Source organism: Comamonas sp. 14P8.1.4 (assembly GCF_057799285.1).
Window position 1 is genome coordinate 40,994 of record NZ_JBYOKN010000015.1, and the last position, 26,139, is coordinate 67,132.

The following is a 26,139-nucleotide window of genomic DNA, read 5'->3' on the forward strand; positions in this document are numbered from 1 at the left end:
AGAGCTTTCAGCGCTTGCTACATCTGCGCAAAAGCCAATTTTGTTACAAACTTCGCAGGGGCGGCTGGCAAGCGCTTGTAACCGAGCGCGTTATCATCGCTGTTCGTCCATCTCGCTTTGCCTGCTTCTGAGACAGATCCTCCGTGCGCCTTAACTCCATCAAGCTCTCTGGTTTCAAGTCTTTTGCTGAGCCAACCAATTTTTTGCTGCCTGGGCAATTGGTGGGTGTGGTGGGCCCCAACGGCTGCGGCAAGTCCAACATCATGGACGCCGTGCGCTGGGTGCTGGGAGAGTCGAAAGCCAGCGAGCTGCGTGGCGAGTCCATGCAGGACGTGATCTTCAACGGCACCACGCACCGCAAGCCAGCCAGCCGCTCCAGCGTGGAGCTGGTGTTTGACAACAGCGACCACCGCGCAGGGGGGCAGTGGGGGCAGTTCACCGAAATCGCCGTCAAGCGCGTGCTTACGCGCGATGGCAACAGCAGCTACTTCATCAACAACCAGCCGGTGCGCCGCCGCGATGTGCAGGACGTGTTTCTGGGCACAGGCCTGGGGCCACGCGCCTACGCCATCATCGGTCAGGGCACGATCAGCCGCATCATTGAGTCGCGCCCGGAAGAGCTGCGCCTGTTCCTCGAAGAAGCTGCGGGCGTCTCCAAATACAAGGAGCGCCGCCGCGAGACCGAAAACCGCTTGGGCGACACGCGCGAGAACCTCACCCGGGTGGAAGACATTCTGCGTGAGCTGAACGCCAACCTTGACAAGCTGGAAAAGCAGGCCGAGGTCGCCGCTCAGTACAACGCGCTGCAAAGCAGCGTCAGCCTCAAGCAGCACCAGCTGTGGTTTCTGAAAAAGCAGGACGCCGAGGGCGATCTGGCCAAGATTCGCCAGGAAGGCCTACAGGCGGTCAATGATCTGGAAGAGCGCATGGCTGAGATTCGCCACATCGAGGCGGATCTGGAAGCCGTGCGCCAGGCGCACTACGAAGCCGGGGACAAGGTCAACCAGGCGCAGGGGCGCTTGTACGAAGCCACGGCCGAAGTGGGCAAGCTGGAAGCCGAAATCCGCTACGTGGTCGAAGGGCGCCAGCGCGTTGAGCAGCGCATGCAGCAGCTGGCCGAGCAAATCACCCAGTGGGCGCAGCGCAAGGAAGATGCCGACGTGGAGCTGGAGAATCTGGCTGCCAATGGCATGGATGCCGAAGAGCAGTCCGAAATGCTGGCTGCTCAGCTGGAAGAACAAAGCCTGCGCCTGCCTGATCTGGAAGACGCCTTGCGCGCTACGCAGAACAAGGCCAACGACCAGCGCCAGCAAGTGGTGCAGGTGCAGCAGCAAATCCAGGTGCTGGCCGCTGAGCAGCGCAGCATCAACGAACAAAACCGCCAGCACGAAGGTCGCCTGGAGCGCTTGCGCAATGACCGCAACGCCTTGGCCACGCCGGACGAAGCGCGTCTGCAGCAGATCACCGCGCATTACGAAGACGCGGCCGAAATGGCCGAAATGGCTGAGGCGGCCCTGGCCGAGCTGCAAGACAGCGTGCCGCAACTCGACGATGACCGCCGCACGCGCCAGCAGTCGCTGAACAGCGAGACCGCCAAGCAGGCAGAGCTGGCTGCGCGCATGGAAGCGCTCAAGGCTTTGCAGGAAAAGGTCAAGACCGATGGCAAGCTCCAGCCCTGGCTGGCCCAGCACGGACTGGAAAGCTTGCAAGGCCTGTGGACCAAGATTGCGGTGGAAACCGGGTGGGAAAACGCCCTGGAAGCCGCTTTGCGCGAACGCATGGGGGCGCTGGAGATCAGCCGCCTGGACATGGTGCGCGGTTTTCTGGGTGCCGGTGCCAAAGAGGCGCCGCCGGCCCGCCTGGCGTTCTATTCCAAGCCGGATGCCGCCATCACGCTGCGTGGCAACGGCCTGCCTTTGCTGGCGGACTTGCTGCGCGTGGCCGATGTCGGTCTCAAAGCCTTGCTGACCGAGTGGCTGGCTGGCTGCTACACCGCGCAATCGCTGGATGAAGCGCTGAACCACCGCGCACAGCTGCAAGCGGGTGACACCATCTACGTACCCACCGGCCATGCCGTGACGGCGCACAGCGTGAGTTTTTATGCCCAGGACTCGGAGCAATCCGGCCTGCTGGCCCGTGCCCAAGAAATTGAGCACCTGGAAAAAGAGCTGCGGGCCCAGGCGTTGATCAGCGAAGAAAGCCGTACCGCCTTGGTCAAGGCCGAAGCCGCGTATGCCGATGCCTCACAACGGCTGGTGACCGCACGCCGCGAAGCCACGGAAGCGAAACAGTCTGCGCACGAGCTGCAGGTGGACATGCTGCGCTTGACGCAGCAGGCCGAGCAGGCGCGTGCGCGCACCGCGCAGATTGAGGCCGATGTGGCCGAAGTGCAAGCAGTGTTGGATGATTTGCAAGAGCGGGCTGTGGCCGCCGAGGCGCGCTTTGAAGAGCTGGACATGCAGTTGGCTGACAGCCAGGAGCTGCACGCCCAGCTGGACGAAAAGGTGATTGAGTCCGAGCGCAAGCTGGCCGAAAGCCGTGAGCAGCTGCGCACGCTGGAGCGTCGCGCACAGGAAGCGACCTTCAGCCAGCGCAGCATGCAGGCGCGCCAGGCGGAGCTGCAGCGCACGCTGGAGACGGCCGAGCAGCAAACCAAGGCCTTGCTGGAAGAGCGCGAACGCGCCTTGGCCGAGCAGGGGCGCTTGAACGATGCCGCCGCCCAAGGGGGGCTGCAAGATGCCCTGGCGCTGAAGATGGAGCGTGAGCAGGCCGTGGCCAGCGCACGCAGCGAATACGAAGACCTGACCAACAAGCTGCGTGCCAGCGATGACCGCCGCGTGCAGATTGAGCGGGCGCTGGACCCCATGCGTGCGCGCATCACGGAGTTCCAGCTCAAGGAGCAGGCGGCCTCGCTGGGCAGCGCCCAGTACGAGCAGCAACTGGCCGAAGCTGGCGCCGATCTGGCGGCCGTGGCCCAGTCGATTCTGGAAGGCAACGTCAAGCTGCATGGGCTGCAAAGCGAAATCGACCGCTTGCACCGTGAGATTGCTGCACTGGGTGCGGTGAATCTGGCCGCGCTGGAAGAGTTGCAACTGGCCAAGGAACGCAAGGTTTTCCTGGATGCCCAGATGGCCGACCTGACCGAGGCCATGACCACGCTGGAAAACGCGATCAAGAAGATCGACAACGAAACGCGTGAGCTGCTCTCGGGCACTTTCAATACCGTCAACGAGCACTTTGGCCGCATGTTCCCCGAGCTGTTTGGCGGCGGGCAGGCCAAGCTGATTATCACGGGCGATGAAATTCTGGATTCGGGCGTGCAGGTGATGGCGCAACCACCGGGCAAAAAGAACCAGACGATTCACTTGCTGTCCGGTGGCGAAAAAGCCCTGACTGCAATTGCGCTGGTGTTTGCCATCTTCCAGCTCAATCCCGCGCCTTTCTGTTTGCTCGACGAGGTGGATGCCCCCTTGGACGATGCCAACACTGAACGCTATGCCAAACTTGTGGCCAGCATGAGCCGTGGAACCCAGTTCCTGTTCATCAGTCACAACAAGATTGCCATGGAAATGGCACAACAATTGATCGGTGTGACGATGCAAGAGCAAGGTGTCTCACGCATTGTGGCTGTGGATATGGAATCTGCCCTGTCCATGGCGCACGCCTAAGTACGGATTACGGGACAGAGCAATTCCATGAGTACCCTTCAAATCAGTCTGGCCGTGGTGGGTGTGATCCTGCTGGGCCTGATCGTGGCCTACAACACCTGGATGCACCGCCGCAATGCACCCAAGCGTGCCGATGCAGAAACCCGCCTGGCTGAGAGCCAGTCCCGTTTCGACCCGGCGCTCGATGGCGTGGACGTCACCAACATGCCCGAGCACGCCCGCGAGCCGCTGGTGGACCCGTTGATGGATGCCACACCGGCCCATGAGGCGGGTGCCGAGGGCCTGGCCCATGACCCGGCGCTGCAGAGCGTGCCTGCTGGTGAGTTGGCGGAGGGCGCGACCGCAGGGGCAGCAGCCGCTGCCGAGTCTGGCGTGCGCACTGCCCAGCACAGTGCGGATCGCAAGCTGGCCCTGGATGGCCTGATTGACGCTATTGCACCCATCCGTCTGGAAGGCATCATCAGCGGTGATGCCGCCCTGGTGGTGCAGCCCACCACGCGCCGCGCTGGCAGCAAGCCTTTTCGCATTGAGGGGTTGAACGCTATCTCTGACGAGTGGGAAACCGTGCGTGCAGGCCAGCGTTATTCCGCCTTCCAGGCGGGGGTGCAGCTGGCCAACCGCTTGGGCGCGCTCAACGAGATCGAGTTTTCGGAGTTCGCTGCCAAGGTCCAGGGCTTTGGTGATGCGCTCAACGCCGCTGTTGACCTGCCTGACATGCTGCACGAAGTCAGCCGCGCGCGCGAACTGGACCAGTTTGCGGGTGAACATGATGCGCAACTGAGCTTCATGCTGCGCCCCCGCCGTGCGGCCTGGAGCCCCGGTTATATCGAGCAGCACGCGGCGGCGGCAGGTTTTGTGCCTGCGGCCATGCCCGGTCGCATGCAGCTGCCTTCTGGTGTGGCAGGCCACGCGCCGCTGCTGAGTCTGGCGTATGACGCGCAGGCTGCCCAGGCGGACAACCTGGACCAAACCGCTGTGCATGAAGTCTGGTTGAGCCTGGATGTGCCCCAGGTGCCACGCACCGAAGAGCCGTTCACCCGCTTGCGCGAAGTGGTGCAAAGCCTGTGCGAAGGCATGGATGGCATGCTGTGTGACCAAAATGGCTACCAGCTGCTGCCCCAGGTGCTGGATCCGATCGGTGCCGATCTGGAAAAGCTCTACGACAAGCTGGACAGTCGCGAGCTGTCGGCCGGCTCCATGCTGGCGCGCCGTCTGTTCAATTGATGGTGTCTTGGCACGTTCATGAGCGATACTTTCGACCTTTTTGGCGATGAAACGCCCGCCCAGCCTACGCTGACTGCTCCTAAAGCGGTAGTTACCAAGGTGGCGGGTCTGCGTCGCCAGCTGCAGCAATGGGCGCATGAGTACTACGTGCTCGACACCCCCTCGGTGCCCGATGGCGAGTACGACCAGTTGTTTCAGCAGTTGCAGGCCCTCGAAGGTGCATACCCCAGCTTGGTGACACCGGATTCGCCCACGCAGCGGGTGATTGGCGCCGTGCTGGACGGTCTCAATCCTGTGCGCCATGTGGTGCCCATGCTGTCGATCCGCACCGAAACCGATAACGAAGCATCGGGCGCAGAAGCCTTTGATGCGCGCATTCGCCGTGAGCTGGAGCTGGCAGACGATGCGCCCGCCGTGGAATACGTGGCGGAGCCCAAGTTTGACGGCCTGGCCATGAGCCTGCGCTACGAGAGCGGCAAGCTGGTGCATGCCGTCACGCGGGGCGATGGCGAGGTGGGCGAGGATGTGACGCACAACATTCGCACCATCCGCCAGATTCCACTGGTGCTGGATGCCGCCGATGTACCCCCGGTGCTGGAAGTGCGCGGTGAGGTGTACATGCGCCGTGCGGACTTCACCCTGCTCAATGAACGCCAGGAAGCTGCAGGCGGCAAGCTGTTTGCCAACCCGCGCAATGCGGCGGCAGGCTCGGTGCGCCAGCTCGACTCCAAGATTGCCATGCAGCGGCCGCTGTCGTTTTTTGCCTATGGCATGGGCGAAGTGACACCGGCAGCGCAGGGCGGCCCCGATTTCGCCACCCATTACGGCTTGCTGATGCAACTGAAATCTTGGGGTTTTCCGGTGGCAGCCCAGGTGCGTATTGCGCATGGCGCTTCGGAATTGGTAGCTTTTCACACCTTCATGGGGCAGGAGCGCCCGCAGCTGCCGTACGAGATGGACGGCGTGGTCTACAAGGTTAACAGCCTGGCCTTGCAGCGCCAGCTGGGCTTCGTTACGCGTGAGCCGCGCTGGGCTGTGGCGCACAAATACCCGGCCGAAGAAATGGCCACGGTCATGGACGGAATGGATGTGCAGGTGGGGCGCACCGGCAAGCTCACGCCTGTGGCGCGGCTGCAGCCTGTGAGTGTAGGTGGCGTGACGGTGACCAATGCCACGCTGCACAACCTGTTTGAAATTCGCAAAAAACGCGTGCGCGTGGGCGACACGGTGATCGTGCGCCGCGCAGGCGATGTGATTCCGGAAGTGGTGGGCAAGGTGCCGGGCGAGCGCCCCGCCTATGTACCCAACTTCCAGATGCCCAAGACTTGCCCGATCTGCGGCTCCGCCGTGGTGCGAGAGCCTGGTGAAGCCAACCACCGCTGCACGGGCGGGCTGTTCTGCCCGGCGCAGCGCAAGGAAGCACTGCTGCACTTTGCGGCGCGCCGCGCCATGGATATTGAAGGGCTGGGCGACAAGCTGGTTGACCAACTGGTTGACGGTGATGTGGTGCGCACGCTGCCCGATCTGTACCGCCTGGGGCTGATGGCACTGTCGTCCCTGGAGCGCATGGCGGAAAAATCTGCGCAGAACGTGCTGGCGGCGCTGGAAAAGTCCAAGTCCACCACGCTCAACCGTTTTTTGTTTGGCCTGGGCATTCGCCATGTGGGCGAAGCCACCGCCAAAGACTTGGCGCGCCACTTTGGCTTGCTGGACGCCATCATGGATGCCAGCGTCGAGCAGTTGCTGGAAGTGCGCGATGTCGGCCCTGTGGTGGCCGAGAGCATTCACACCTTTTTTGCCCAGCCCCACAACCGCGAGGTGGTGGAGCAGCTGCGTGCCTGTGGCGTGCACTGGGAAGAGGGCGCACCAGCCGAGAAGGCCCCGCAAATTTTGGCGGGCAAGACCGTGGTGCTGACCGGCACCTTGCCCACGCTGGGGCGCGATCAAGCCAAGGACATGCTGGAAGCGGCAGGGGCCAAGGTCAGCGGCTCGGTCAGCAAAAAGACCAGCTATGTGGTGGCCGGTGTAGAGGCCGGCAGCAAGCTGGCCAAGGCCCAGGAGTTGGGCGTGCCCGTGCTGGATGAAGCTGGCATGCTGCAGTTGTTACAAGGTAAGGACGTTTGATATGGCACTGGCCCCGCGCACTCCGAAGATTGGTTTGGCGCTGGGCAGTGGCTCCGCCCGTGGCTGGGCGCACATCGGTGTGCTCAAGGCCCTGACAGATGCGGGCATCAAGCCCGATGTGGTCTGTGGCGCATCCATCGGCGCGCTGGTGGGCGCCGCCTATGCGGCGGGTGAGCTGGAACGTTTTGCCGAGTGGGTGCAAAGCCTGGGCATGCGCGACGTGTTTGGCTTCATGGACTTCAACCTGGCCGGTGGCATGCTCAAGGGCGAGAAGCTGATTGATTTTTGGCGCCGTAACTTTGCCGACTTTGACATTGAAAATGCGGCCATGCCGTTTGGTGCGGTGGCCACCGACCTGCATTCGGGCGCCGAAGTCTGGTTGCGCCATGGATCGATTGCCAAGGCGGTGCGGGCATCGATTGCGCTACCCGGCCTGTTTACCCCGGTGGCGCGCGATGGGCGGTTGCTGGTGGACGGCGGACTGGTGAACCCCGTGCCCGCCTCTTTGGCTCGGGCCATGGGCGCCGATATCGTGATTGCCGTCGATCTGAACGCCGATTTGATGCAGCGCCACATGCGCCCGCTGGGCGTGGTGGCTTCCGAGCCACAGCAAGACAATCACCCGCCCGAAGTGGTGGAGGCGCAAAGCGCCGCGTGGATCAGCCGCCTGCAATCGGGCTGGCGCAGCTGGATGCCTGGCGGTGCAGGCCTGGCCAATCCCGATGCAGTGCCCATTCCTTCGCTGCTGGATGTGGTGATGACCAGCGTCAACATCATGCAGATGCGCATCACGCGCAGCCGCATGGCTGGAGACCCGCCAGAGCTGCTGATTGCGCCGCGCCTGGCGCACCTGGGGCTGCTGGACTTTCACCGTGCCCAAGAGGCCATGGACGAGGGCTACGCTGCAGCCCAGGCCGCTTTGCCGGGCCTGGTGCATTTTGGCTGGAAGGCCCTGGATACTGAAAAATAAATAGCTGCTAGCGCTTGTCTGGTAAGCGCTGCAGCCTGTTTTGATGGTGAATGCCTAGCGACGGCGCACAGCGCCTGCGCGCCCGGCCTTGCTCCAGTCATAGACCTCGCCGTCGGGGGTGCGGCCATTTTCCACGGCCGATACACCCATGATGCCCACCATCTCGCGCAACTCCGAAGAGATGCAGATGTGTGCATTGCGCGGGTCGGCGCGCAAATGCTGGCACTGGGCCAGGGCCTGGCTCATCTCGCGGTCACTGTAGGCTTGGCAGTGAGGCTGCCAGACGGGCGGCTGGCCCTCGGGTTCGGCGTTGTGCAGGTGAAAGACGACGATGCTCATGGCGGTGCAGGTGTTTCTGGGGCAAAAGTGCTTTGTAACGCAAGCTCTGGCAAGCTGCAGCGCTATAGACCTACTGCCCCCAATGTTGGTAGTGCAAACGTACACTGTGGGGTTAAATTTTCCCGCACGAATCCCCCGATGAACGCACCGATTGATGTTTCCTTTTTTCAGCGCGATGCCAAGCCGCTGACCAGCTATCGCCCGTACTGGGCGAAGCGCTTCGGCACGGCCCCATTCCTGCCGATGACACGCGCAGAAATGGACCAGCTGGGCTGGGACAGCTGCGACATCATTTTGGTGACGGGCGATGCCTATGTGGATCACCCCAGCTTTGGTATGGCCGTGATCGGCCGTGTGCTGGAATCCCAAGGCTTTCGCGTGGGCATCATCGCCCAGCCTGACTGGCAAAGCGCCGAGGCCTTCAAGGCACTGGGCAAGCCCAACCTGTTCTGGGGGGTGACGGCGGGCAATATGGATTCGATGATCAACCGTTACACGGCGGATCGCAAAATTCGCACTGACGATGCCTACACCCCCGGTGATGTGGGCGGTAAGCGCCCGGACCGTGCGGCCATCGTCTACTGCCAGCGCTGCCGCGAAGCCTTCAAGGATGTGCCCATCGTGCTGGGCGGCATCGAAGGCTCGCTGCGCCGCATTGCCCACTATGACTACTGGAGCGACAAGGTGCGCCGCTCCATCGTGGTGGACAGCAAGTGCGACATCCTGCTTTACGGCAACGCCGAGCGTGCGCTGGTGGAAGTGGCCCACCGCATTGCGCGGCGCGAACCGGTGGAAACCATCACCGACGTGCGCGGCACGGCATTCTTTCGCCGCGCTTCGGAAGAGGGTTGGTTTGAGGTGGACTCCACCGTGGTGGATGAGCCCGGTGTGGTGGAAGCCCCCATCAACCCCTATATGACCACCAGCGAGCAGGCTGCGGCCCAGGGTCAGACCTGCTCGAAGGAAGATGCTTCCAATGATGTAGCTGCAAGCACTGGTGCAGCCTGTGCTAGCGGCCAAAAAGATGCGCAATCGGCACTGCCTGCGGTGCAGCCGATTCAGTTTGTGCCCAATCTCTCGCTGCGCAGCAAAAGCAAGCTGCCTCCGCGTGACAAGACAGTGTTGCGCCTGCCCAGCTACGAGCAGGTCAAGAGCGACCCGATTCTGTACGCCCACGCCAACCGCGTGCTGCACCTGGAGACCAACCCCGGCAATGCCCGCGCCATGGTGCAAACCCACGGCGAAGGCACGGCTGCGCGTGATGTGTGGTTGAATCCGCCACCCATCCCGCTGACAACGGCCGAGATGGACTGGGTGTTTGGCCTGCCGTACGCTCGTGGCCCGCACCCCAGCTATGCCGATGAGAGCGGCAGCCACGAGGGTGCGACCAAGATCCCCGCGTGGGAGATGATTCGCACCTCGGTGAACATCATGCGCGGCTGCTTTGGTGGCTGCACCTTCTGCTCGATCACCGAGCACGAAGGCCGCATCATCCAAAGCCGCTCGGAAGACTCGATCATTCAAGAGATCGAAGACATTCGCGACAAGGTCAAGGGCTTTACTGGCACCATTTCGGACTTGGGCGGCCCCACGGCCAATATGTACCGTTTGGGTTGCTCCAGCCCCGAGATCGAAAAGCATTGCCGCAAGCCCAGCTGTGTGTTCCCGGGTATTTGCCAGAACTTGACCACGGACCATGGTCCGCTGATCAACATCTACCGCCGTGCACGCAAGCTCAAGGGCATCAAGAAGATCTTGATCGGCTCGGGCCTGCGCTATGACTTGGCGGTTAAATCGCCCGAGTACGTCAAAGAGCTGGTGCAGCACCACGTGGGCGGTTATCTGAAAATTGCTCCTGAGCACACCGAGGCTGGCCCGCTGAACAAGATGATGAAGCCGGGCATTGGTAGCTACGACAAGTTCAAGCAGCTGTTTGAAAAATACAGCGAAGAGGCCGGCAAGAAGCAGTTTCTGATTCCGTACTTCATTGCCGCCCACCCCGGCACCAGCGATGAAGACATGATGAATCTGGCCATCTGGCTCAAGAAGAACGGTTTCCGCGCTGACCAGGTGCAGACCTTCTACCCCAGCCCCATGGCCACCGCCACCGCCATGTACCACTCGGGTCGCAACACCTTGACCAAGGTGCGCCGCGAGATGCGTGACGAGCAGGAAGAGCGCGTGGACATCGTGCGTGGTGAAAAGCGCCGCCGTCTGCACAAGGCGTTCTTGCGTTACCACGATCCCAACAACTGGCCGCTGTTGCGCGAGGCGCTCAAGACCATGGGGCGTTCGGACTTGATCGGCAACAGCAAGAATCACCTGATTCCGACCTTCCAGCCCCTGGTGGACGGCAGCTACCAAACCGCGCGCAAGAAAAACAGCACGTCTTCGAGCAGTGCCAAGGCTGGCATGGGCTACACCACGAACAAGGATGGTAAGGCCGTGGCCCTGCGCCCGCGCAAGGTAGATGAACAGGCCCTGATGGAGCCCAAGGGCGATGTGCGCTTTCGCAGCAAGGCTGAGGCAGGGCAACAGCCACGCCCTGGCAAGCTGCTGACCCAGCACACCGGGCTGCCTCCGCGCGCAGGGGTCAAGAGCCGCAGCACCGGTGGTAAGCCGGGCAAGCCGCAGCGCTAAAACAAAAGGCCGACTTTGCAGTCGGCCTTTTTTATGTCTTCAAAACCGTGGGACCGGCGTTTTTTCGCTGCCCACGGGGGCAATTTGTGGGGGCGGCAGTGATGCCCGCAAAAAGAATTCGGCATTCAGCGGCACCGGGGGGGCAATGTAAAAGCCTTGGGCGTAGTCCACTCCCATAGCCTTGAGTGCTTCGAACGTGGCCGCATCGCTGACAAATTCGGCCACCGTGGTCTTGCCCAGTACGCGCCCAATGTGGTGAATGGCTTCGACCATGGCATGGTTGCTGGGGTTCTTGAGCATGTCTTGCACAAAGCTGCCATCAATCTTCAGGTAGTCCACAGGCAGTTGCTGCAGGTATTTGAAACTGGCCATGCCAGAGCCAAAATCGTCCAGCGAGAAGCGGCAACCCATCTCGCGCAGCTCGGCAATCATGGAGGAAGCGCTTTCCATGCTGGCAATGGCGCTGGTTTCGGTGATTTCAAAGCACAGCTTCTCGGCGGCCACGCCGTACTCCAGGATGTTGTGGCGGATGAATTCCAGCAGTTCGTTGTCGCCCAAGCTGGCACCAGAGAGATTGATGGAGCAGGTGCTGATGTTGGCATCCTGGGACAGATAGGTGCGGACCAGCTTGAGCGCGTTACGCACCACCCAGCGGTCGATGTGGGGCATCAGGTCGTAGCGTTCAGCGATGGGAATGAAGACGGTCGGGGAGATGAAGTTGTTCGGCCCGTCTTGCAGCCGCAGCAGCACTTCGAAATGCACGCCGGTCATGCCCTTGGCCTGGGGCTTTAAGGGGTACACCGTTTGCGCCATCAGCGTGAACTGGTTGTTTTCCAGGCTGGAGCGCAGGCGCTGTACCCACTCCATATCGCCTTGGTAGCGCTGAAAAACGCGGTTGAAGGGGTTGTAGACCGTGATGCGGTTGCGCCCCGTGCTCTTGGCGTGCTTGCAGGCCTTGTCCGCCATGCCCAGCAGGGATTGCGCATCGCTGCTGTGGTGGGACTCGATGTGTACCACGCCAATGCTGACGCCGGTGTGCAAATTCTTTTGGTGCCAGTGCACATTGAGCTCGTGCACGCTTTTGCGCAAGCGCTCGGCCGTTTGCATGGCCGCATGCGACTGGCAGTTGGTGAGCAGCACGGCAAACTCATCGCCCCCTATGCGTGCGAGCACATCGCTTTCACGCAGGGCGGTGCGCAGCATGTGGCAGACCTGGCGCAGTACCTCGTCGCCGACGGCATGGCCGTAGGTGGCGTTGATCATCTTGAAGTGGTCCAGATTGAGCTGCAGCAAGCTGGCCTGCTGATTGCCAATGATCTGTTCCAGAAAGGTTTCGAACGCAGCGCGGTTTTGCAGGCCGGTGAGCGAGTCATGGCTTTCTTGCCATGCCAGCATGCGCATGTAGTTCTGCTCTTGCGAGACGTCATGCATCACCACCACATGGCCGGAGTGCTGGTCGTCGTGCTGCAGCGTGGTGATCGAGATGCGCACGGCCACGCTGTCTTTGTCTGCGCGGTTGATCCAATGGACGTTGCTGTCGGCCTTGTTCTTGGTGGTGTTGGAATGGGTGGAGGCTGGCGGGCCTGCGATGAGTTCGGGGATGAAACTCAGAATGTCTGCAATCTTGCGGTCCAGCAACTGCCCGACAGGCATGTCCAGCAATTGCAGGGCAGAGGGGTTGGCATAGCGAATATGCAGTTGTGCATCAAGGGTGATGACGCCATCGCCCAGGGCGGCCAGTGTCACGCTGCTGTGCTGGCGCTCCACCTCCAGCTCGTTGTGCGCTCGGTCACTTTCGGCAATGGCGCGTTGGACGGAGAGCCAGTAAAGTAGGCTCAAGACCAGTGCAGTCAACAAGTTGATGCACAGCAGCAGCTTGCTGAGTTGGCGTGAGTGGTAGCCCAAGGAGGCACTGAAGGCTTTGGCCAAAGGCATCACGGTGTTGTTGGCATCCGTGATCTGCTGGCTCCAGGCGTGAATTTCTGCGGCGGTGACGGGTTTGCTGGAGCTGCGCCGCTCCAGAATTTTTTCACCCAGTGCTTGCACCTCTTGAACATGGCTATCACCCTGGCGCCAGAGCTGGATCGTTGGCGCAAGTACCGGGGCATCCCAGACGTTGGGTAAAACCTGCAACAGGCTGTCGATGTCATCCGGATGGTTTTCCCCTTGGAGCAGGCCTTGGCGCACGGCCGCCAGGTTGTCGCCATGGCTATCCAGAATTTTGCGTGCACTGCCGACCCCCAGAGGTATGGCCAGTGCCCGCTGAAAATCTGCATAGTCTTGGGCCATGCCGCTCTCTGCATAGCGCTGCAGGTGCACAAAGGCGGTGGATAAGCCCTTGCTCCACAAACTCTCGCCGCTAACCACAACACGGACCGAAGAGATCAACATGATGCTGCCACTGGCAACGAGCAGCTGAACCCCGACGGCGCAGATGAAGAGCCAGCGCCGCCATTTGTATGCTTTGCGGGTGATGGTGTGGCTGGGCATGCAAGTTTCTCCTGAACTTAAAAAGCAGCTTGCATGGGGAAGATGGCCGCAGAGGGATGGGGCCGGGCTAGTGACGGTGCGATGGAAACGGTAGGTTCGACGTGCGTGGTAGGGTAGGGCGCTTCGGAAGGGGCACTTTTGACATCAATGACCACGCTCTGGAGCTGGGTGGCTTGCTCCAGCAACTGGGCGGCAGCAGCGGCGGATTGCGAGACCAGGTGTTCGTTGTCCTGTGCCATGGCTTCCAGGTTGTTGATAGCGGTGGTCGCTTGCTGAAGCGAGTGGGCCTGTGCGCTGGCCAGTTGGCTAAGTCGCTCAATCGCCTCAGCCATGCTGTGGGTGTGTTGCACAACGGCCTGGGTGCTGTTGCCCGCCGCCTGAACCAGGCTGGCACCCTGCGCTGCATGTTGCAGTGAGTTCTGAATCAAACTGCGAACATCCTTGGTGGCGTTGGCACTGCGCTGCGCCAGGCTGCGCACCTCGGAAGCAACCACCGAGAAGCCTTTGCCATGTTCGCCTGCACGTGCGGCTTCGACAGCTGCATTCAGTGCCAGCAGATTGGTTTGGAAAGCAATGGAGTCAATCAAGCCCACAATGTCGCCAATCTTGCGCGCACTATCGTGGATGGCATGCATGGTGGTGACCACTTGGCCAACTACGGCGCCACAGTTTTGCGCATCACGCGTGGCATGTGCTGCAAGTTCATGGGCGGAGGCAGATTCTGTGGCGCTGGCATGCGCGCCATCCTGGCTTTGTCGCACGCAGGCAGCGGTGGCCTGTAGCTGGGTGCTGGTGTCCTGGGTACGCTGCTCCAGATGCTGGTTGCTTGCGGCAATGTGGGCGCTGCCTTGCTGGACGACATCGGCGGTCACTCGCGCTTGAGAAACCAGCTGGTTGAGCTTGAGAAAGGCTTCGCGCACGGCCATGGCCGACGCGCTGCGCACTTGAATGGGGCGCACATCCAGGCTGAGCTGCCCCTCGGGAGTGGGTTGGCACAGCGTGTGCAGCTCGTGCGCTTCTACGGCTTCGGCACGCATGCGCAGGGCCATCACCACTTCCACCGCAGTTTGCACAACGACGAATGCCGCATGCATGAGCACGCGGCCAAAGTTGGGCTCGCTCATGCAGAACACGGGCCAGCCCAGTGCTTGCAAACGGTCAAAAGCAATATGGTGAATGGCAATGGTGGCTGCGGCAGCAACGATGGGGCGCCAGTCGCGGTAGACCAGCAAGAACGCCAGAAACACGAAGACGCCGAAATGCAATTCAGTCAACCCCATGGACAGCTGTATGTGCAAGCTCACCATGAGCATGCCGATGACGGCAAGGCTCATGCGGCTCCAGAGGGTGCCGGGTGCCAGGCGCCAAGCCAGCAGACCGATGACGGCCAGTGCGCTGGCCATGGCGGTGCCGGAAAGGGCTGGGCCGTTGATGGCGCCAAGCATGGCTGCTGCAACAGCACCTAACAACAGCACCCCTATGACCATGCGGTCGGCTTTGAGGGCCAGGGTTTTCAAACTGTTATCGGCAGCGACCGCCAGACGTTGAACCATCGACACAAACCTTTCAAGCGCAGCAGCAGGGCAGGCCTGTAGATGGGTTGAGAGTGGCTTTAGCGCAATGCGCTACGAGAGGTGGCAGGCCGCCGGGTGCTTGATGTAATTATTTGTGATCAGAGGAAATCAACTGTAGGGGGATGTCGCTTTGTGCTGCCATCGCCAATATTTCCGCGCCTGAGTGGCGCTGCATGAAGGTGGCAATGGCGGTGTGAACGGTGGGCGTGCGCATCTCGTCCACGCTGCCGGTGCAGTGTGGCAGGCCTGCGGCATGGCAGATGCGCTGTGCAAAGTGTGGCTCCAGCGCAGCCAGTGCCACCCAGGCGTCCTGGCAGCGGTACAGGCGATAACCGGCGTGGGCGCCGCCCACATCCCCGCTGGGTGTGGTCATGCCCCACTGGCGCGGCAGTGCCAGCCATTGCGCGGCCTGGGCCAGGCCGACGTGCAGGTAGTGCCCGCCGCCGCTTTGTGCGCGTGCCAGCAAGGTTTGCAGCACAGCTTCGCTGGCCATGATGGCGCCAGCCATGTCGGCGAACAGGCTGGCGGGGAGATGACCGCCGTTGACCAGGCCAGCTTCGCTTTGGTAGGTCAGGTCATGGCCAGCATGGTCCATGGCCTGTGGCGCGATGCTGCCGAAGATGCAGACCATGTTCAGGCGAGGGTGGCGGGTGTGCAGACTGTCCCAGCTCAGGCCCAGTTTTTCCAAGGCGCTGGGGCGAAACGAGGTGAGCAGCACATCCGTGCGCGTCAACTGGGTATGTAGCAGGGCCTGGCCTTCTGCCGTTTTCAGGTTGGCTTGCAGGACTTCTACCCCGTCGTGCAACTGCGCATACGCGTCTGGGTTGTAAGCCTGCATGGGGTCGGCGCTGCGCTGGGGGGGGGCGATGGGCTCCAGCTTGCTGCAGTGCGCGCCCATCTGGTGACAGCGCAGCAAGGCAGCAGGGCCTGGCAGGTTGAGCGCAAGACTCAGCACGCGAATGCCTTGCAATGGCAAAAAAGCGGAGGATGGGGCGGTGGCATGCATGCACGCTTTGTAGCAGTGTGTGCCGTGCAAAGTCTGCCGCCAAGGCGTCAATTGATAAATAGATAGCAGCTTGCGCTTGTTTTTATTGGCTTGTAATTGGTTTTAATTCGGAAATCAAGGCGCAAAGAGCGCTGCTAGCTATTGTTTTATGGGGTTGGGCATAAAAAAACCGCCCGAAGGCGGTTTTTGATCAGTTAGCAAAAAAGCTTAGATCACGGCGGCGATGGCCTTGCACACGTGCTCAATGTTCTTGCTGTTGAGCGCGGCCACGCACATGCGGCCGGTGTCTGTGCCGTACACGCCGAACTCGGAGCGCAGGCGAATCATCTGTTCCTTGGACAGGCCAGAGTACGAGAACATGCCGATCTGGGTGGTGATGAAAGACATGTCTTGCTTGACGCCCGCAGCCTTCAGGCCGTCCACCAGCTTTTGGCGCATGGCCTTGATGCGCACGCGCATCTCGCCCAGTTCTGTTTCCCACTGCGCACGCAGCTCGGGGTTGTTCAGCACGGCAGCCACGACCGCACCACCGTGTGTAGGTGGGTTGGAGTAGTTGGTGCGGATCACGATCTTCAGCTGCGACAGCACGCGTGCAGCTTCGTCCTTGTCAGAGGCGACCACGGACAGGGCGCCCACGCGCTCGCCGTACAGGCTGAAGCTCTTGGAGAACGAGGTGGACACAAAGATGTTCAGGCCGGCAGCCACGAACTTGCCGATCACGGCGCCGTCTTCGGCAATGCCGTGGCCAAAGCCTTGGTAGGCCATGTCCAGGAAAGCGACCAGGCCCTTGGCCTTGACCACTTCAATGACCTTGTCCCACTGGGCGGCAGTGATGTCGTAGCCGGTGGGGTTGTGGCAGCAAGCGTGCAACACCACGACGGTGCCCGCGGCGGCGGCGTTCAGGTCGCGCAGCATGCCGTCGAAGTCGATGGAGCGGGTGGCTGCGTCGTAGTACGCATAGGTGCCCACTTCAAAGCCTGCATTGGTGAAGATGGCCTTGTGGTTTTCCCAGCTGGGGTTGGAGATCAGCACCTTGGCGCTGGGGCTGATCTTCTTCAGGAAGTCGGCACCAATCTTCAGGCCGCCTGTGCCGCCAATGGCTTGCACGGTCGATACACGGCCCGACTTGACCACGTCGGACTCAGCGCCGAACACCAGGGCCTTGACGCCATTGTCGTAAGCCGCGATACCGTCGATAGGCAGGTAGCCACGGGGTGTGGGCTTGTCCATCATGGCCTTTTCAGCGGCTTGCACGCACTGGAGTAAAGGCAGCTTGCCGTTGTCGTCAAAGTACACGCCCACGCCCAGATTCACCTTGCTGGGGTTGGTGTCGGCTGCGAATTGTTCGTTCAGACCCAAAATAGGGTCGCGGGGGGCCATTTCGACGGCGGTAAACAGAGACATGGATTGTCCTTGAGGGTAGAAATAAATCAGCGCACCCCCAACGAACTCCTGCGGTAGGCTTGAGGGTTAGCTCACGATTTTACTCCGGCATCGAGCCATGCGCTGAACACATAAATCCATGCAAGAAGAAACAAATGCTTCTGTGCCTGAGGGCACCTTCGTTACTTTTGCCGACTCGCCATTCGAGCTGTTTCAGCCATACCCGCCAGCGGGCGACCAACCGACCGCCATCAACAAGCTGGTGGAGGGGGTGCAGGATGGCGAGGCATTCCAGACATTGCTGGGGGTTACGGGCTCAGGCAAGACCTTCACCATGGCCAATGTGATTGCTCGCCTTGGGCGGGCAGCTATCATTTTTGCGCCAAATAAAACGCTGGCCGCACAGCTGTACAGCGAATTCCGGGAGTTCTTTCCGAAGAATGCGGTGGAGTATTTCGTCAGCTACTACGACTACTACCAGCCTGAAGCCTATGTGCCGCAGCGCGACCTGTTCATCGAAAAAGACAGTGCTATCAATGAGCATATTGAGCAGATGCGCCTGTCATGCACCAAGAGCTTGATGGAGCGGCGCGACGTGGTGATTGTGGCCACGGTGTCGGCCATCTACGGTATTGGTGAGCCCGAGAGCTATCACCAGATGGTGATGACCGTACGCACCGGCGACCACATGAACCAGCGCGATGTGATTGCCCAGCTCATTCGCATGCAGTACCAGCGCAACGACCAGGGTTTCTCGCGCGGTACTTTCCGCGTGCGGGGTGACACCATTGATGTGTTCCCGGCAGAGCATTCCGAGCTGGCTTTGCGCATTGAGCTTTTTGATGATGAGGTGGATAGCTTGCAGTTGTTTGACCCGCTCACGGGGCGTATCAAGCAAGGTATTCCGCGTTTTACCGTCTACCCCAGCAGCCACTATGTGACGCCGCGCGACAAGGTGCTGGCTGCGGTGGAGACCATCAAGGAAGAGTTGCGCGAGCGCAGCAAACAACTGGTGGACATGGGAAAGCTGGTGGAGGCGCAGCGCCTGGAGCAGCGCACGCGGTTTGATCTGGAGATGCTCAGCGAAGTGGGGCACTGCAAGGGGATTGAGAACTACACGCGCCACCTGTCGGGTGCAGCGCCCGGTGAACCACCCAGCACCCTGACGGACTACATGCCCAAAGATTCGCTGATGTTTCTCGATGAGAGCCATCAGATGATCGGGCAGTTGAACGCCATGTACAACGGCGACAGGGCGCGCAAGACGACGTTGGTGGAGTACGGTTTCCGTCTGCCTTCGGCCATGGACAACCGGCCACTCAAATTTGAAGAGTTTGAGCAACGCATGCGCCAGGTGATTTTTGTCTCGGCCACGCCGGCTGAATACGAAAAGACCCATTCGGGTCAGGTGGTTGACCAGGTGGTGCGGCCCACGGGCTTGGTGGATCCTGAGATTGAAGTGCGCCCCGCTACGCACCAGGTGGATGATGTGCTGCAGGAGATTCGCTTACGTTCAGAGCAGGATGAGCGCGTGCTGATTACGACGTTGACCAAGCGCATGGCCGAGCAGCTGACCGACTACCTGACCGAAAACGGTGTGAAGGTGCGCTATTTGCACTCCGACATTGATACGGTGGAGCGCGTGGAAATCATCCGCGATCTGCGCCTGGGTGTTTTTGATGTGCTGGTAGGGATTAACTTGCTGCGCGAGGGTCTGGATATTCCGGAGGTTTCGCTGGTGGCCATTCTGGATGCGGACAAAGAAGGCTTTTTGCGGGCAGAGCGCAGCTTGATTCAAACGATTGGCCGTGCTGCCCGTAATTTGCATGGCAAGGCCATTTTGTATGCCGATCGCATTACGGACTCCATGCGCAAGGCCATGGATGAGACGCAGCGCCGCCGGGAAAAACAGATGGCTTTTAATGAAGCCAATGGAATAACGCCAAAGGCACTTGTCAAGCGGGTGAAAGACCTGATTGATGGCGTCTACAGCGAGAAAAGCGTGCGTGCAGCGGATGAGCAAAATCGCGCGGCAGTTCACCGTGGCGCTTTGGAGGGGATGTCCGACGCAGAGCTCACCAAAGAGATCAAGAAAATGGAGAAAGAGATGCTGGAGCGCGCCAAGAATCTGGATTTCGAGGCAGCGGCCCGATTGCGGGATCAGGTCGCAGTGTTGAAGCAAAAGCTGTTTGGAGCTTGATTTTTAAACACTTTTCCTGCGCTGATAGTTTGGCTTCATGGCGGTGATTGCGTGTATCCGACAAAAATAATGGGGTTTCTGGTATACTGCGGGTAATTACTCAACAACAACAAAAAACTTCTCAATGAAGGGCTCGGTGCTACCACAGGAACGTAGTGCTGGAGTAAGGGCGGAGACGGTAGTCAATCCGGTTTGCCGCGATTGATGTTTCTGTAACTAACAGCCTGACTGAAGGAGCTCACGATGCGTCTCACTACCAAAGGCCGCTTTGCGGTCACAGCCATGATCGACTTGGCATTGCGCCAAAACAATGGCCCTGTCACGTTGGCTGCGATCAGTCAGCGCCAGCAAATTTCGCTGTCTTACTTGGAGCAATTGTTCGGTAAGTTGCGTCGCCATGAACTGGTGGAATCCACCCGCGGCCCTGGTGGCGGCTACACACTGGCTCGCAAGGCGGCAGAAATCACCGTAGCAGACATCATTGTTTCGGTGGATGAGCCTATTGACGCCACCCAGTGCGGCGGTAAAGAAAACTGCATGGGCGAAGCCGGTCGCTGCATGACCCATGAGTTGTGGTCTGCACTGAACCAGCGCATGGTGGAGTTTTTGGACTCTGTCACGCTGCAAAAGCTGGTCGATGAGCAGTTGGCCAAGGGCGTTCAAATTGAAGACAAGCCCGTTGTGCGCCGCGCCATTTCCACTGCACCAGTGGTGAAGCCCATCCGTGTGAACGCCCCCAATTCGGTATTCGCGCTGGGTAACGTTTTCGCCAAATCTTAAGCGCGAGAGTCCGCCCGCCGAGCTGATCGGCAGGTTGATCAACGTTTGATACGGCAGCAGTGATGCTGCCAGAGATATTCATTAGAGCCAGCCATGGACATGACCCCACATTTCCCCATTTATCTTGACTACGGTGCAACCACTCCCTGCGATCCTCGCGTAGTGGATGCCATGATTCCGTGGTTGCGTGAGCACTTTGGCAATGCGGCTTCCCGCAGCCATGCTTGGGGTTGGGAAGCAGAAGAAGCGATTGAGAAGGCGCGCCAGCAAGTGGCTGACCTGATTGGTGCAGACCCTCGTGAAATCGTCTGGACCAGTGGCGCTACAGAGTCTGACAACCTGGCATTGAAGGGCGCTGCGCACTTCTACCAAGGCAAAGGCAAGCACCTGATCACCGTGAAGACGGAGCACAAGGCGGTGCTGGACACCATGCGTGAGCTGGAGCGCCAGGGCTTTGAAGTGACGTATCTGGATGTCAAGGACAACGGTCTGGTGGATCTGGAAGTTTTCAAGGCAGCGCTGCGCCCTGACACGATTTTGGTCAGTGTGATGGCGGTGAACAATGAAACCGGTGTCATTCAGGACTTGAATGCCATTGGCTCTATCTGCCGCGAAAAAGGCATCATCTTCCACGTGGATGCAGCCCAGGCAACGGGCAAGATGTCTCTGAACATGGCCACGATGCCCGTCGATTTGATGAGCTTGGCATCGCACAAGACTTATGGTCCCAAGGGTATTGGCGCTCTGTATGTACGTCGCAAGCCGCGTGTGCGTTTGGAAGCCCAAATGCACGGCGGTGGTCACGAGCGTGGCATGCGCTCGGGTACTTTGCCAACACACCAGATCGTGGGTATGGGTGAAGCTTTCCGCTTGGCCAAGGAAGAGATGCACAAGGACTATGAGCACGCCAAGCGTTTGCAGCAGCGTTTGCTCGATGGCCTGAAGGACATTGAACAAGTGTTCGTCAATGGTGATCTGGAGCACCGTGTTCCACACAATCTGAACATCAGCTTCAACTATGTGGAAGGCGAGTCCCTGATCATGGGTATCAAGGGTTTGGCAGTGTCTTCCGGTTCGGCTTGCACATCGGCCAGCCTGGAACCTAGCTATGTGTTGCGCGCCTTGGGTCGCAGCGATGAGCTGGCACACAGCTCGCTGCGCATGACCATTGGTCGCTTCACCACGGAAGAGGAGATTGACTATGCCATCACCACAATCCGTCAAAACGTTGCCAAGCTGCGCGAGTTGAGTCCGCTGTGGGAAATGTACAAGGATGGTATTGATATCAGCACCATCCAGTGGGCTGAGCACTAAGCACGCCAACGAACTGATTATTTGAATTCAAGAGGTAGACACCATGGCTTATTCCGAAAAGGTTATTGACCATTACGAAAATCCCCGCAACGTTGGCTCTTTCGACAAGGGTGACGACAGCGTAGGTACTGGCATGGTGGGTGCGCCAGCTTGTGGTGACGTGATGAAGCTGCAAATCAAGGTGAACCCTGAGACAGGCGTGATCGAAGATGCGCGCTTTAAGACGTACGGCTGTGGCTCTGCGATCGCTTCCTCTTCGCTGGTGACCGAGTGGGTCAAGGGCAAGACGCTGGATGAAGCGGCAGCGCTGAAGAACAGCGTGATTGCAGAAGAGTTGGCATTGCCTCCCGTGAAGGTGCACTGCTCGATCTTGGCTGAAGACGCTATCAAGGCTGCAGTGAATGACTACCGCGCCAAGCGCGGCGAGACGGTTGCTGCTGAATAAAAATGGCAGTCACGCTCTCTGATGCAGCAGCACGCCATGTCAACCGCTATTTGACCAAGCGTGGCAAAGGGGTTGGGGTGCGCCTGGGTGTGAAAACCACGGGCTGCTCTGGTCTGGCCTACAAACTGGAATATGTGGACGAGCAAGACCCAGACGACGTTGTTTTTGAAAGCAACGGCGTGAAGGTCATGATTGATCCCAAGAGCTTGGCTTACATTGACGGTACCGAGCTGGACTTTGTGCGTGAAGGCTTGAACGAAGGCTTCAAGTTTCACAACCCCAATGAGCGGGATCGTTGCGGTTGCGGTGAGAGCTTCCGCATCTAAGTTGCCAACGGGCTTTCGGGCTCTTTATAAATAAAACCGCCATTACGCTTGTGCTGGCGGTTTTTTATTGACATGAATCTGCAGTCTGACGATTTTGAATTGATGGGCCTGCCACGGCAGTTTGCGCTGAATCGTGACACGCTGGACGCGCGTTGGAAGGCTTTGCAAAAGCAAACTCACCCGGACCGCTTTGCGGGGGAAGGTGGGGTTGCGCAGCGTGTCGCCATGCAGTGGTCGGTGCGCATCAATGAGGCTTATCAGCGCCTGAAAAACCCGCTGAAACGGGCCGCGTATCTGTGCGAGTTGTATGGCGTGCCTGTCAGGGCTGAAGACAACACGGCCATGCCGACTGATTTTTTGATGCAGCAAATGGAGTGGCGTGAAGCGCTTGATGATGCTGTGACGGAAGATCATCTGGATGATTTGTCGTCAGAAGTGGCGCAGGTAAAGCGCAGTATGCTTCAAAAGTGCGAGCAGCTTCTGGTGTCTGCGGCAGGGGCCCATGAGGCGGTGCAAACCGTGAGATCCCTCATGTTTGTAGAGCGCTTTGCGCAAGACATCGAACGCCGCCGCGAGCAGCTGGAACAATAGCTTGCTTATAGCGCCCTGCGTTGTTGTGTCAGGGTACAGGAGCGGCAGCGCCGCTCATAAAGAGACAGATTCACATGGCCTTATTGCAAATTTCCGAACCTGGGCAATCCCCCAATCCTCACCAGCGTCGTATTGCTGTGGGTATCGATCTGGGTACCACACACTCTTTGGTCGCGTCTGTGCGCAATGGTGTGGCAGAGTGCTTGCCTGATGATGATGGCCGGGTGCTGCTGCCTTCCGTAGTGCGCTATGCCCCCGAAGGTCAACGACAAATTGGCTATGCAGCGAGTGGCCATGAAGTCGAGGATGCTGCGAACACCATTGTGTCGGTGAAGCGCTTTATGGGGCGCAGCCTTGCGGACCTGGGCGCGCAGAGCCAGCAGCTCCCGTATACGTTGGAACAGACGGCGGGCACCGCGATGGTGGAGTTGCAAACCCGTGCGGGTCGTAAAAGCCCGGTGGAGGTCAGTGCGGAGATCCTGGCCACGCTGCGCTACCGCGCCGAAGATACTTTCAACGACGATATTCATGGTGCAGTGATTACTGTGCCGGCGTATTTTGATGACGCACAGCGCCAAGCAACCAAAGACGCGGCGAAGCTGGCGGGGCTGAATTTGCTGCGCCTGATCAATGAGCCCACTGCTGCGGCGATTGCTTATGGCTTGGACAACGCCAGCGAAGGTATCTATGCCGTGTATGACTTGGGCGGTGGCACCTTCGATATTTCCATTCTGCGGCTGGCACAAGGTGTGTTTGAAGTCATCGCGACCGGCGGTGACTCTGCCCTGGGTGGAGACGACTACGACGCCGCCTTGGGGCGCTGGGTGTTGGATCGCTGCGGCGTAGAGCCTCAATCGCCCGCTGACTGGGCCGCATTGCGGGTGGCTGCCAAGGCCTGCAAAGAGCGGCTGACGGATGCAGATCGCACGGAGTTTGCGTTGACGCTGCCTAGCGGAGCCTTGTTGCAGCAAACCGTGACTCGGGAGGATTTCGCGCAGACCACGGCTGCATTGACCAAGCGCTCACTGCAAGCGGTGCGCCGCGCATTGCGGGATGCTGATTTGGGTGTGGACGAAGTCAAGGGCGTGGTCATGGTCGGTGGCTCCACACGCATGCCGCAAGTGCAGGAAGCCGTTGCCGAACTTTTTGGCCAGCCGCCATTGACCAACCTCAACCCCGATGAGGTGGTCGCCCTGGGGGCGGCCATTCAGGCCAATCAATTGGCAGGCAACAATGCCGCGGGTGAGTTGCTGTTGCTGGATGTTATTCCGTTGTCACTCGGCGTAGAAACCATGGGTGGTTTGGTGGAGCGCATCATTGCGCGCAACGAAACCATTCCTACGGCGCGTGCGCAGGATTTCACCACCTACAAAGATGGCCAGACAGCCATGGCTATTCATGTGGTGCAAGGTGAGCGCGATCTGGTGCAAGACTGCCGCAGTCTCGCGCGTTTTGAGTTGCGCGGCATTCCTGCCATGGCAGCCGGTGCGGCGCGCATTCGCGTAAGTTTCACGGTGGATGCCGATGGCCTGCTGTCCGTGAATGCCAAAGAGCAAACCAGTGGCGTGGAAGCGCAGGTCGATGTCAAACCATCCTATGGTTTGTCGGATGAGCAGGTTGCGACCATGCTGCAAGAAGGCTTTGCCACAGCACAGGCTGACATGAAGGCGCGTGCGCTAGTAGAGGCACGCGTTGACGCGGACCGTATGCTCTTGGTAACACAGAGCGCGTTGGATGCGGATGGCGATGTTTTGACGCCTGATCAGCGCGCTGATATTGAGGGGTTGATGGCGCAACTGCGCCAGGCAGTCACCTCGGAAGAGGCGGCCCATGTGGAGGCCGCCACGCACACCCTGGCCAAGGGGACGGAGGCGTTTGCTGCAGAACGCATGAATCGCGGTATTCGCGAAGCCTTGGCAGGTAAGAACGTTCAATCTATTTCTTGATCAATCCAAAAAATGGCCATTATCAAAATTCTTCCCCACGCTGAATATTGCCCTGAAGGGGCTAGCCTGGATGTGCCTGCGGGCACTTCTATTTGCGAAGCGTTGCTGGACAACAATATCAAGATCGAGCACGCTTGCGATATGAGCTGTGCTTGCACCACGTGCCATGTGGTCGTGCGCGAGGGCTTTAACAGCCTGAATGCTTCTGAAGAAGAAGAGGATGACCTGTTGGATCGTGCCTGGGGTCTCGAGCCTCAATCGCGCTTGAGCTGCCAGGCCATCGTGGCGCAAACGGATCTGGTGGTCGAAATTCCCAAGTACTCGATCAATCACGCCAAGGAAAACCACTGATTTATGTCGCGTCTTATTGTTCTGGATACGGAAACCACAGGTCTGTCCGCGGAGGCGGGTGACCGCGTCATTGAGCTGGGTTGCGTTGAGCTGGTGAATCGCAAGCTTACGGGCAACAACCTGCACCTGTACTTCAATCCAGGACGAGACAGCCATCCCGATGCATTGCGTGTGCACGGGCTGACCACCCAGTTTTTGAGTGATAAACCCAAGTTTGCTGAGAAGGCCGAAGAAATCTTGGCCTATCTGCAAGGTGCAGAGCTGATTATTCACAATGCGCCTTTTGACGTAGGGTTCTTGAACAAAGAGTTGTCTCTGCTTGGGCTCAAGCCCGTCACGAGCTATGTAGGCAAGGTGACGGACTCTTTGCTGATGGCCAAAGAGTTGTTTCCGGGTAAGCGCAACTCACTGGATGCCCTGTGTTCACGCTTGGAGGTGGATAACAGCGGTCGCGAGCTGCACGGTGCATTGCTGGATGCGGAGCTGCTGGCAGACGTGTACATCAATATGACACGTGGCCAGAATTCACTGGTGATGGTGGCCGTGGATGAGGTGCATGCCAACGTGCAAGTTGGCTCCGCAGTGCAAGCGATTGATTTGCGCAGCTTCAAATTGCCTGTGCTCCAGCCGAGTGAGCAAGAGCAAGCCTTGCACGAAGCAGTCTTGGCGGATCTGGATAAAGCGTCTGGTGGCAAAACAATTTGGCGGGTATGAAAAAACGCAAGCCAAGCTGTGCCATAATCTAAGGCTTGTCAGCACACTGACATC

The 26,139-nt window shown here is 59.6% G+C and carries 19 protein-coding genes; 14 read left to right on the top strand and 5 right to left on the bottom strand.

Annotated features, from left to right (window positions below):
* The first annotated feature begins 143 nt into the window (after nucleotides 1–143).
* From smc to rssA, 4 genes are read left to right on the top strand one after another with little or no spacing between them, the layout of a single operon-like run.
* Nucleotides 144–3,668 (top strand): chromosome segregation protein SMC, encoded by a 3,525-nt coding sequence (gene smc, locus AC27VO_RS15425; RefSeq protein ID WP_488667602.1) that lies wholly within the window; start codon nucleotides 144–146, stop codon nucleotides 3,666–3,668.
* 27 nt (nucleotides 3,669–3,695) lie between these two features.
* Nucleotides 3,696–4,892 carry a cell division protein FtsZ gene (locus AC27VO_RS15430; RefSeq protein ID WP_488667603.1) on the top strand — a complete coding sequence of 399 codons (1,197 nt, stop codon included), beginning with the start codon at nucleotides 3,696–3,698 and terminating at the stop codon, nucleotides 4,890–4,892.
* Between the two features lie 18 nt (nucleotides 4,893–4,910).
* Nucleotides 4,911–7,016, top strand: a complete 2,106-nt coding sequence (ligA, locus tag AC27VO_RS15435; RefSeq protein ID WP_488667604.1) for an NAD-dependent DNA ligase LigA — start codon at nucleotides 4,911–4,913, stop codon at nucleotides 7,014–7,016.
* Between the two features lies 1 nt (nucleotide 7,017).
* Nucleotides 7,018–7,986, top strand: coding sequence for a patatin-like phospholipase RssA (gene rssA, locus AC27VO_RS15440; RefSeq protein WP_488667605.1), 969 nt, complete (start codon nucleotides 7,018–7,020; stop codon nucleotides 7,984–7,986).
* Nucleotides 7,987–8,040: 54 nt separating this feature from the next.
* Here the strand turns inward: rssA and AC27VO_RS15445 are convergent, their stop codons facing one another.
* Nucleotides 8,041–8,325 carry a hypothetical protein gene (locus tag AC27VO_RS15445; RefSeq protein ID WP_488667606.1) on the bottom strand — a complete coding sequence of 95 codons (285 nt, stop codon included), beginning with the start codon at nucleotides 8,323–8,325 and terminating at the stop codon, nucleotides 8,041–8,043.
* Between the two features lie 138 nt (nucleotides 8,326–8,463).
* Between AC27VO_RS15445 and AC27VO_RS15450 the strand changes: the two genes are divergently transcribed.
* The gene (locus AC27VO_RS15450; RefSeq protein ID WP_488667607.1) at nucleotides 8,464–10,965 is read left to right on the top strand and encodes a YgiQ family radical SAM protein; all 2,502 of its coding nucleotides are present in this window, start codon (nucleotides 8,464–8,466) and stop codon (nucleotides 10,963–10,965) included.
* Nucleotides 10,966–11,004: 39 nt separating this feature from the next.
* Here AC27VO_RS15450 and AC27VO_RS15455 read toward each other — a convergent pair whose 3' ends face one another.
* The 4 genes from AC27VO_RS15455 to AC27VO_RS15470 all read right to left on the bottom strand — a co-directional run bounded on the left by AC27VO_RS15455 (nucleotide 11,005) and on the right by AC27VO_RS15470 (nucleotide 17,439).
* Entirely contained in the window at nucleotides 11,005–13,455 is a 2,451-nt protein-coding gene (locus AC27VO_RS15455; RefSeq protein WP_488667608.1) for a putative bifunctional diguanylate cyclase/phosphodiesterase, read from the bottom strand.
* Between the two features lie 17 nt (nucleotides 13,456–13,472).
* Nucleotides 13,473–15,008, bottom strand: coding sequence for a methyl-accepting chemotaxis protein (locus AC27VO_RS15460; protein ID WP_488667609.1), 1,536 nt, complete (start codon nucleotides 15,006–15,008; stop codon nucleotides 13,473–13,475).
* 109 nt (nucleotides 15,009–15,117) lie between these two features.
* On the bottom strand, nucleotides 15,118–16,035 hold the full coding sequence (locus tag AC27VO_RS15465; protein WP_488667610.1) for a CoA transferase: 918 nt from the start codon (nucleotides 16,033–16,035) through the stop codon (nucleotides 15,118–15,120).
* Nucleotides 16,036–16,242: 207 nt separating this feature from the next.
* Nucleotides 16,243–17,439 (bottom strand): amino acid aminotransferase, encoded by a 1,197-nt coding sequence (locus tag AC27VO_RS15470; protein WP_488667611.1) that lies wholly within the window; start codon nucleotides 17,437–17,439, stop codon nucleotides 16,243–16,245.
* Between the two features lie 118 nt (nucleotides 17,440–17,557).
* Between AC27VO_RS15470 and uvrB the strand changes: the two genes are divergently transcribed.
* The 9 genes from uvrB (at nucleotide 17,558) to dnaQ (ending at nucleotide 26,085) form a co-directional block, all read left to right on the top strand.
* Nucleotides 17,558–19,618: an excinuclease ABC subunit UvrB gene (gene uvrB / locus AC27VO_RS15475; RefSeq protein WP_488667612.1), complete on the top strand. Its 2,061-nt coding sequence runs from the start codon at nucleotides 17,558–17,560 to the stop codon at nucleotides 19,616–19,618.
* Between the two features lie 243 nt (nucleotides 19,619–19,861).
* Nucleotides 19,862–20,398 carry a Fe-S cluster assembly transcriptional regulator IscR gene (gene iscR, locus AC27VO_RS15480; RefSeq protein ID WP_054067271.1) on the top strand — a complete coding sequence of 179 codons (537 nt, stop codon included), beginning with the start codon at nucleotides 19,862–19,864 and terminating at the stop codon, nucleotides 20,396–20,398.
* 93 nt (nucleotides 20,399–20,491) lie between these two features.
* Complete coding sequence (locus tag AC27VO_RS15485) at nucleotides 20,492–21,712, top strand: IscS subfamily cysteine desulfurase (protein WP_488667613.1); 1,221 nt, start codon at nucleotides 20,492–20,494, stop codon at nucleotides 21,710–21,712.
* 43 nt (nucleotides 21,713–21,755) lie between these two features.
* Nucleotides 21,756–22,157, top strand: coding sequence for a Fe-S cluster assembly scaffold IscU (gene iscU, locus AC27VO_RS15490; RefSeq protein ID WP_488667614.1), 402 nt, complete (start codon nucleotides 21,756–21,758; stop codon nucleotides 22,155–22,157).
* Nucleotides 22,158–22,159: 2 nt separating this feature from the next.
* Nucleotides 22,160–22,483 (top strand): iron-sulfur cluster assembly protein IscA, encoded by a 324-nt coding sequence (gene iscA, locus AC27VO_RS15495; RefSeq protein WP_488667615.1) that lies wholly within the window; start codon nucleotides 22,160–22,162, stop codon nucleotides 22,481–22,483.
* A gap of 72 nt (nucleotides 22,484–22,555) precedes the next feature.
* A complete protein-coding gene (gene hscB, locus AC27VO_RS15500) occupies nucleotides 22,556–23,074 on the top strand; it encodes a Fe-S protein assembly co-chaperone HscB (RefSeq protein WP_488667616.1) in 519 nt (172 codons plus the stop codon).
* A gap of 74 nt (nucleotides 23,075–23,148) precedes the next feature.
* Nucleotides 23,149–25,020, top strand: coding sequence for a Fe-S protein assembly chaperone HscA (gene hscA / locus AC27VO_RS15505; RefSeq protein WP_488667617.1), 1,872 nt, complete (start codon nucleotides 23,149–23,151; stop codon nucleotides 25,018–25,020).
* 12 nt (nucleotides 25,021–25,032) lie between these two features.
* Nucleotides 25,033–25,371, top strand: a complete 339-nt coding sequence (gene fdx, locus AC27VO_RS15510; RefSeq protein WP_488667618.1) for an ISC system 2Fe-2S type ferredoxin — start codon at nucleotides 25,033–25,035, stop codon at nucleotides 25,369–25,371.
* Nucleotides 25,372–25,374: 3 nt separating this feature from the next.
* The gene (gene dnaQ, locus AC27VO_RS15515) at nucleotides 25,375–26,085 is read left to right on the top strand and encodes a DNA polymerase III subunit epsilon (RefSeq protein ID WP_488667619.1); all 711 of its coding nucleotides are present in this window, start codon (nucleotides 25,375–25,377) and stop codon (nucleotides 26,083–26,085) included.
* Nucleotides 26,086–26,139 lie beyond the last annotated feature (54 nt).

Bases quoted from the DNA above. Each gene is read 5' to 3' on its own strand.
- AC27VO_RS15430 (WP_488667603.1), top strand. From the start codon at position 3,696: ATGAGTACCCTTCAAATCAGTCTGGCCGTGGTGGGTGTGATCCTGCTG.
- ligA (WP_488667604.1), top strand. From the start codon at position 4,911: ATGAGCGATACTTTCGACCTTTTTGGCGATGAAACGCCCGCCCAGCCT.
- rssA (WP_488667605.1), top strand. From the start codon at position 7,018: ATGGCACTGGCCCCGCGCACTCCGAAGATTGGTTTGGCGCTGGGCAGT.
- AC27VO_RS15445 (WP_488667606.1), bottom strand. From the start codon at position 8,325: ATGAGCATCGTCGTCTTTCACCTGCACAACGCCGAACCCGAGGGCCAG.
- AC27VO_RS15450 (WP_488667607.1), top strand. From the start codon at position 8,464: ATGAACGCACCGATTGATGTTTCCTTTTTTCAGCGCGATGCCAAGCCG.
- AC27VO_RS15455 (WP_488667608.1), bottom strand. From the start codon at position 13,455: ATGCCCAGCCACACCATCACCCGCAAAGCATACAAATGGCGGCGCTGG.
- AC27VO_RS15460 (WP_488667609.1), bottom strand. From the start codon at position 15,008: ATGGTTCAACGTCTGGCGGTCGCTGCCGATAACAGTTTGAAAACCCTG.
- AC27VO_RS15465 (WP_488667610.1), bottom strand. From the start codon at position 16,035: ATGCATGCCACCGCCCCATCCTCCGCTTTTTTGCCATTGCAAGGCATT.
- AC27VO_RS15470 (WP_488667611.1), bottom strand. From the start codon at position 17,439: ATGTCTCTGTTTACCGCCGTCGAAATGGCCCCCCGCGACCCTATTTTG.
- uvrB (WP_488667612.1), top strand. From the start codon at position 17,558: ATGCAAGAAGAAACAAATGCTTCTGTGCCTGAGGGCACCTTCGTTACT.
- iscR (WP_054067271.1), top strand. From the start codon at position 19,862: ATGCGTCTCACTACCAAAGGCCGCTTTGCGGTCACAGCCATGATCGAC.
- AC27VO_RS15485 (WP_488667613.1), top strand. From the start codon at position 20,492: ATGGACATGACCCCACATTTCCCCATTTATCTTGACTACGGTGCAACC.
- iscU (WP_488667614.1), top strand. From the start codon at position 21,756: ATGGCTTATTCCGAAAAGGTTATTGACCATTACGAAAATCCCCGCAAC.
- iscA (WP_488667615.1), top strand. From the start codon at position 22,160: ATGGCAGTCACGCTCTCTGATGCAGCAGCACGCCATGTCAACCGCTAT.
- hscB (WP_488667616.1), top strand. From the start codon at position 22,556: ATGAATCTGCAGTCTGACGATTTTGAATTGATGGGCCTGCCACGGCAG.
- hscA (WP_488667617.1), top strand. From the start codon at position 23,149: ATGGCCTTATTGCAAATTTCCGAACCTGGGCAATCCCCCAATCCTCAC.
- fdx (WP_488667618.1), top strand. From the start codon at position 25,033: ATGGCCATTATCAAAATTCTTCCCCACGCTGAATATTGCCCTGAAGGG.
- dnaQ (WP_488667619.1), top strand. From the start codon at position 25,375: ATGTCGCGTCTTATTGTTCTGGATACGGAAACCACAGGTCTGTCCGCG.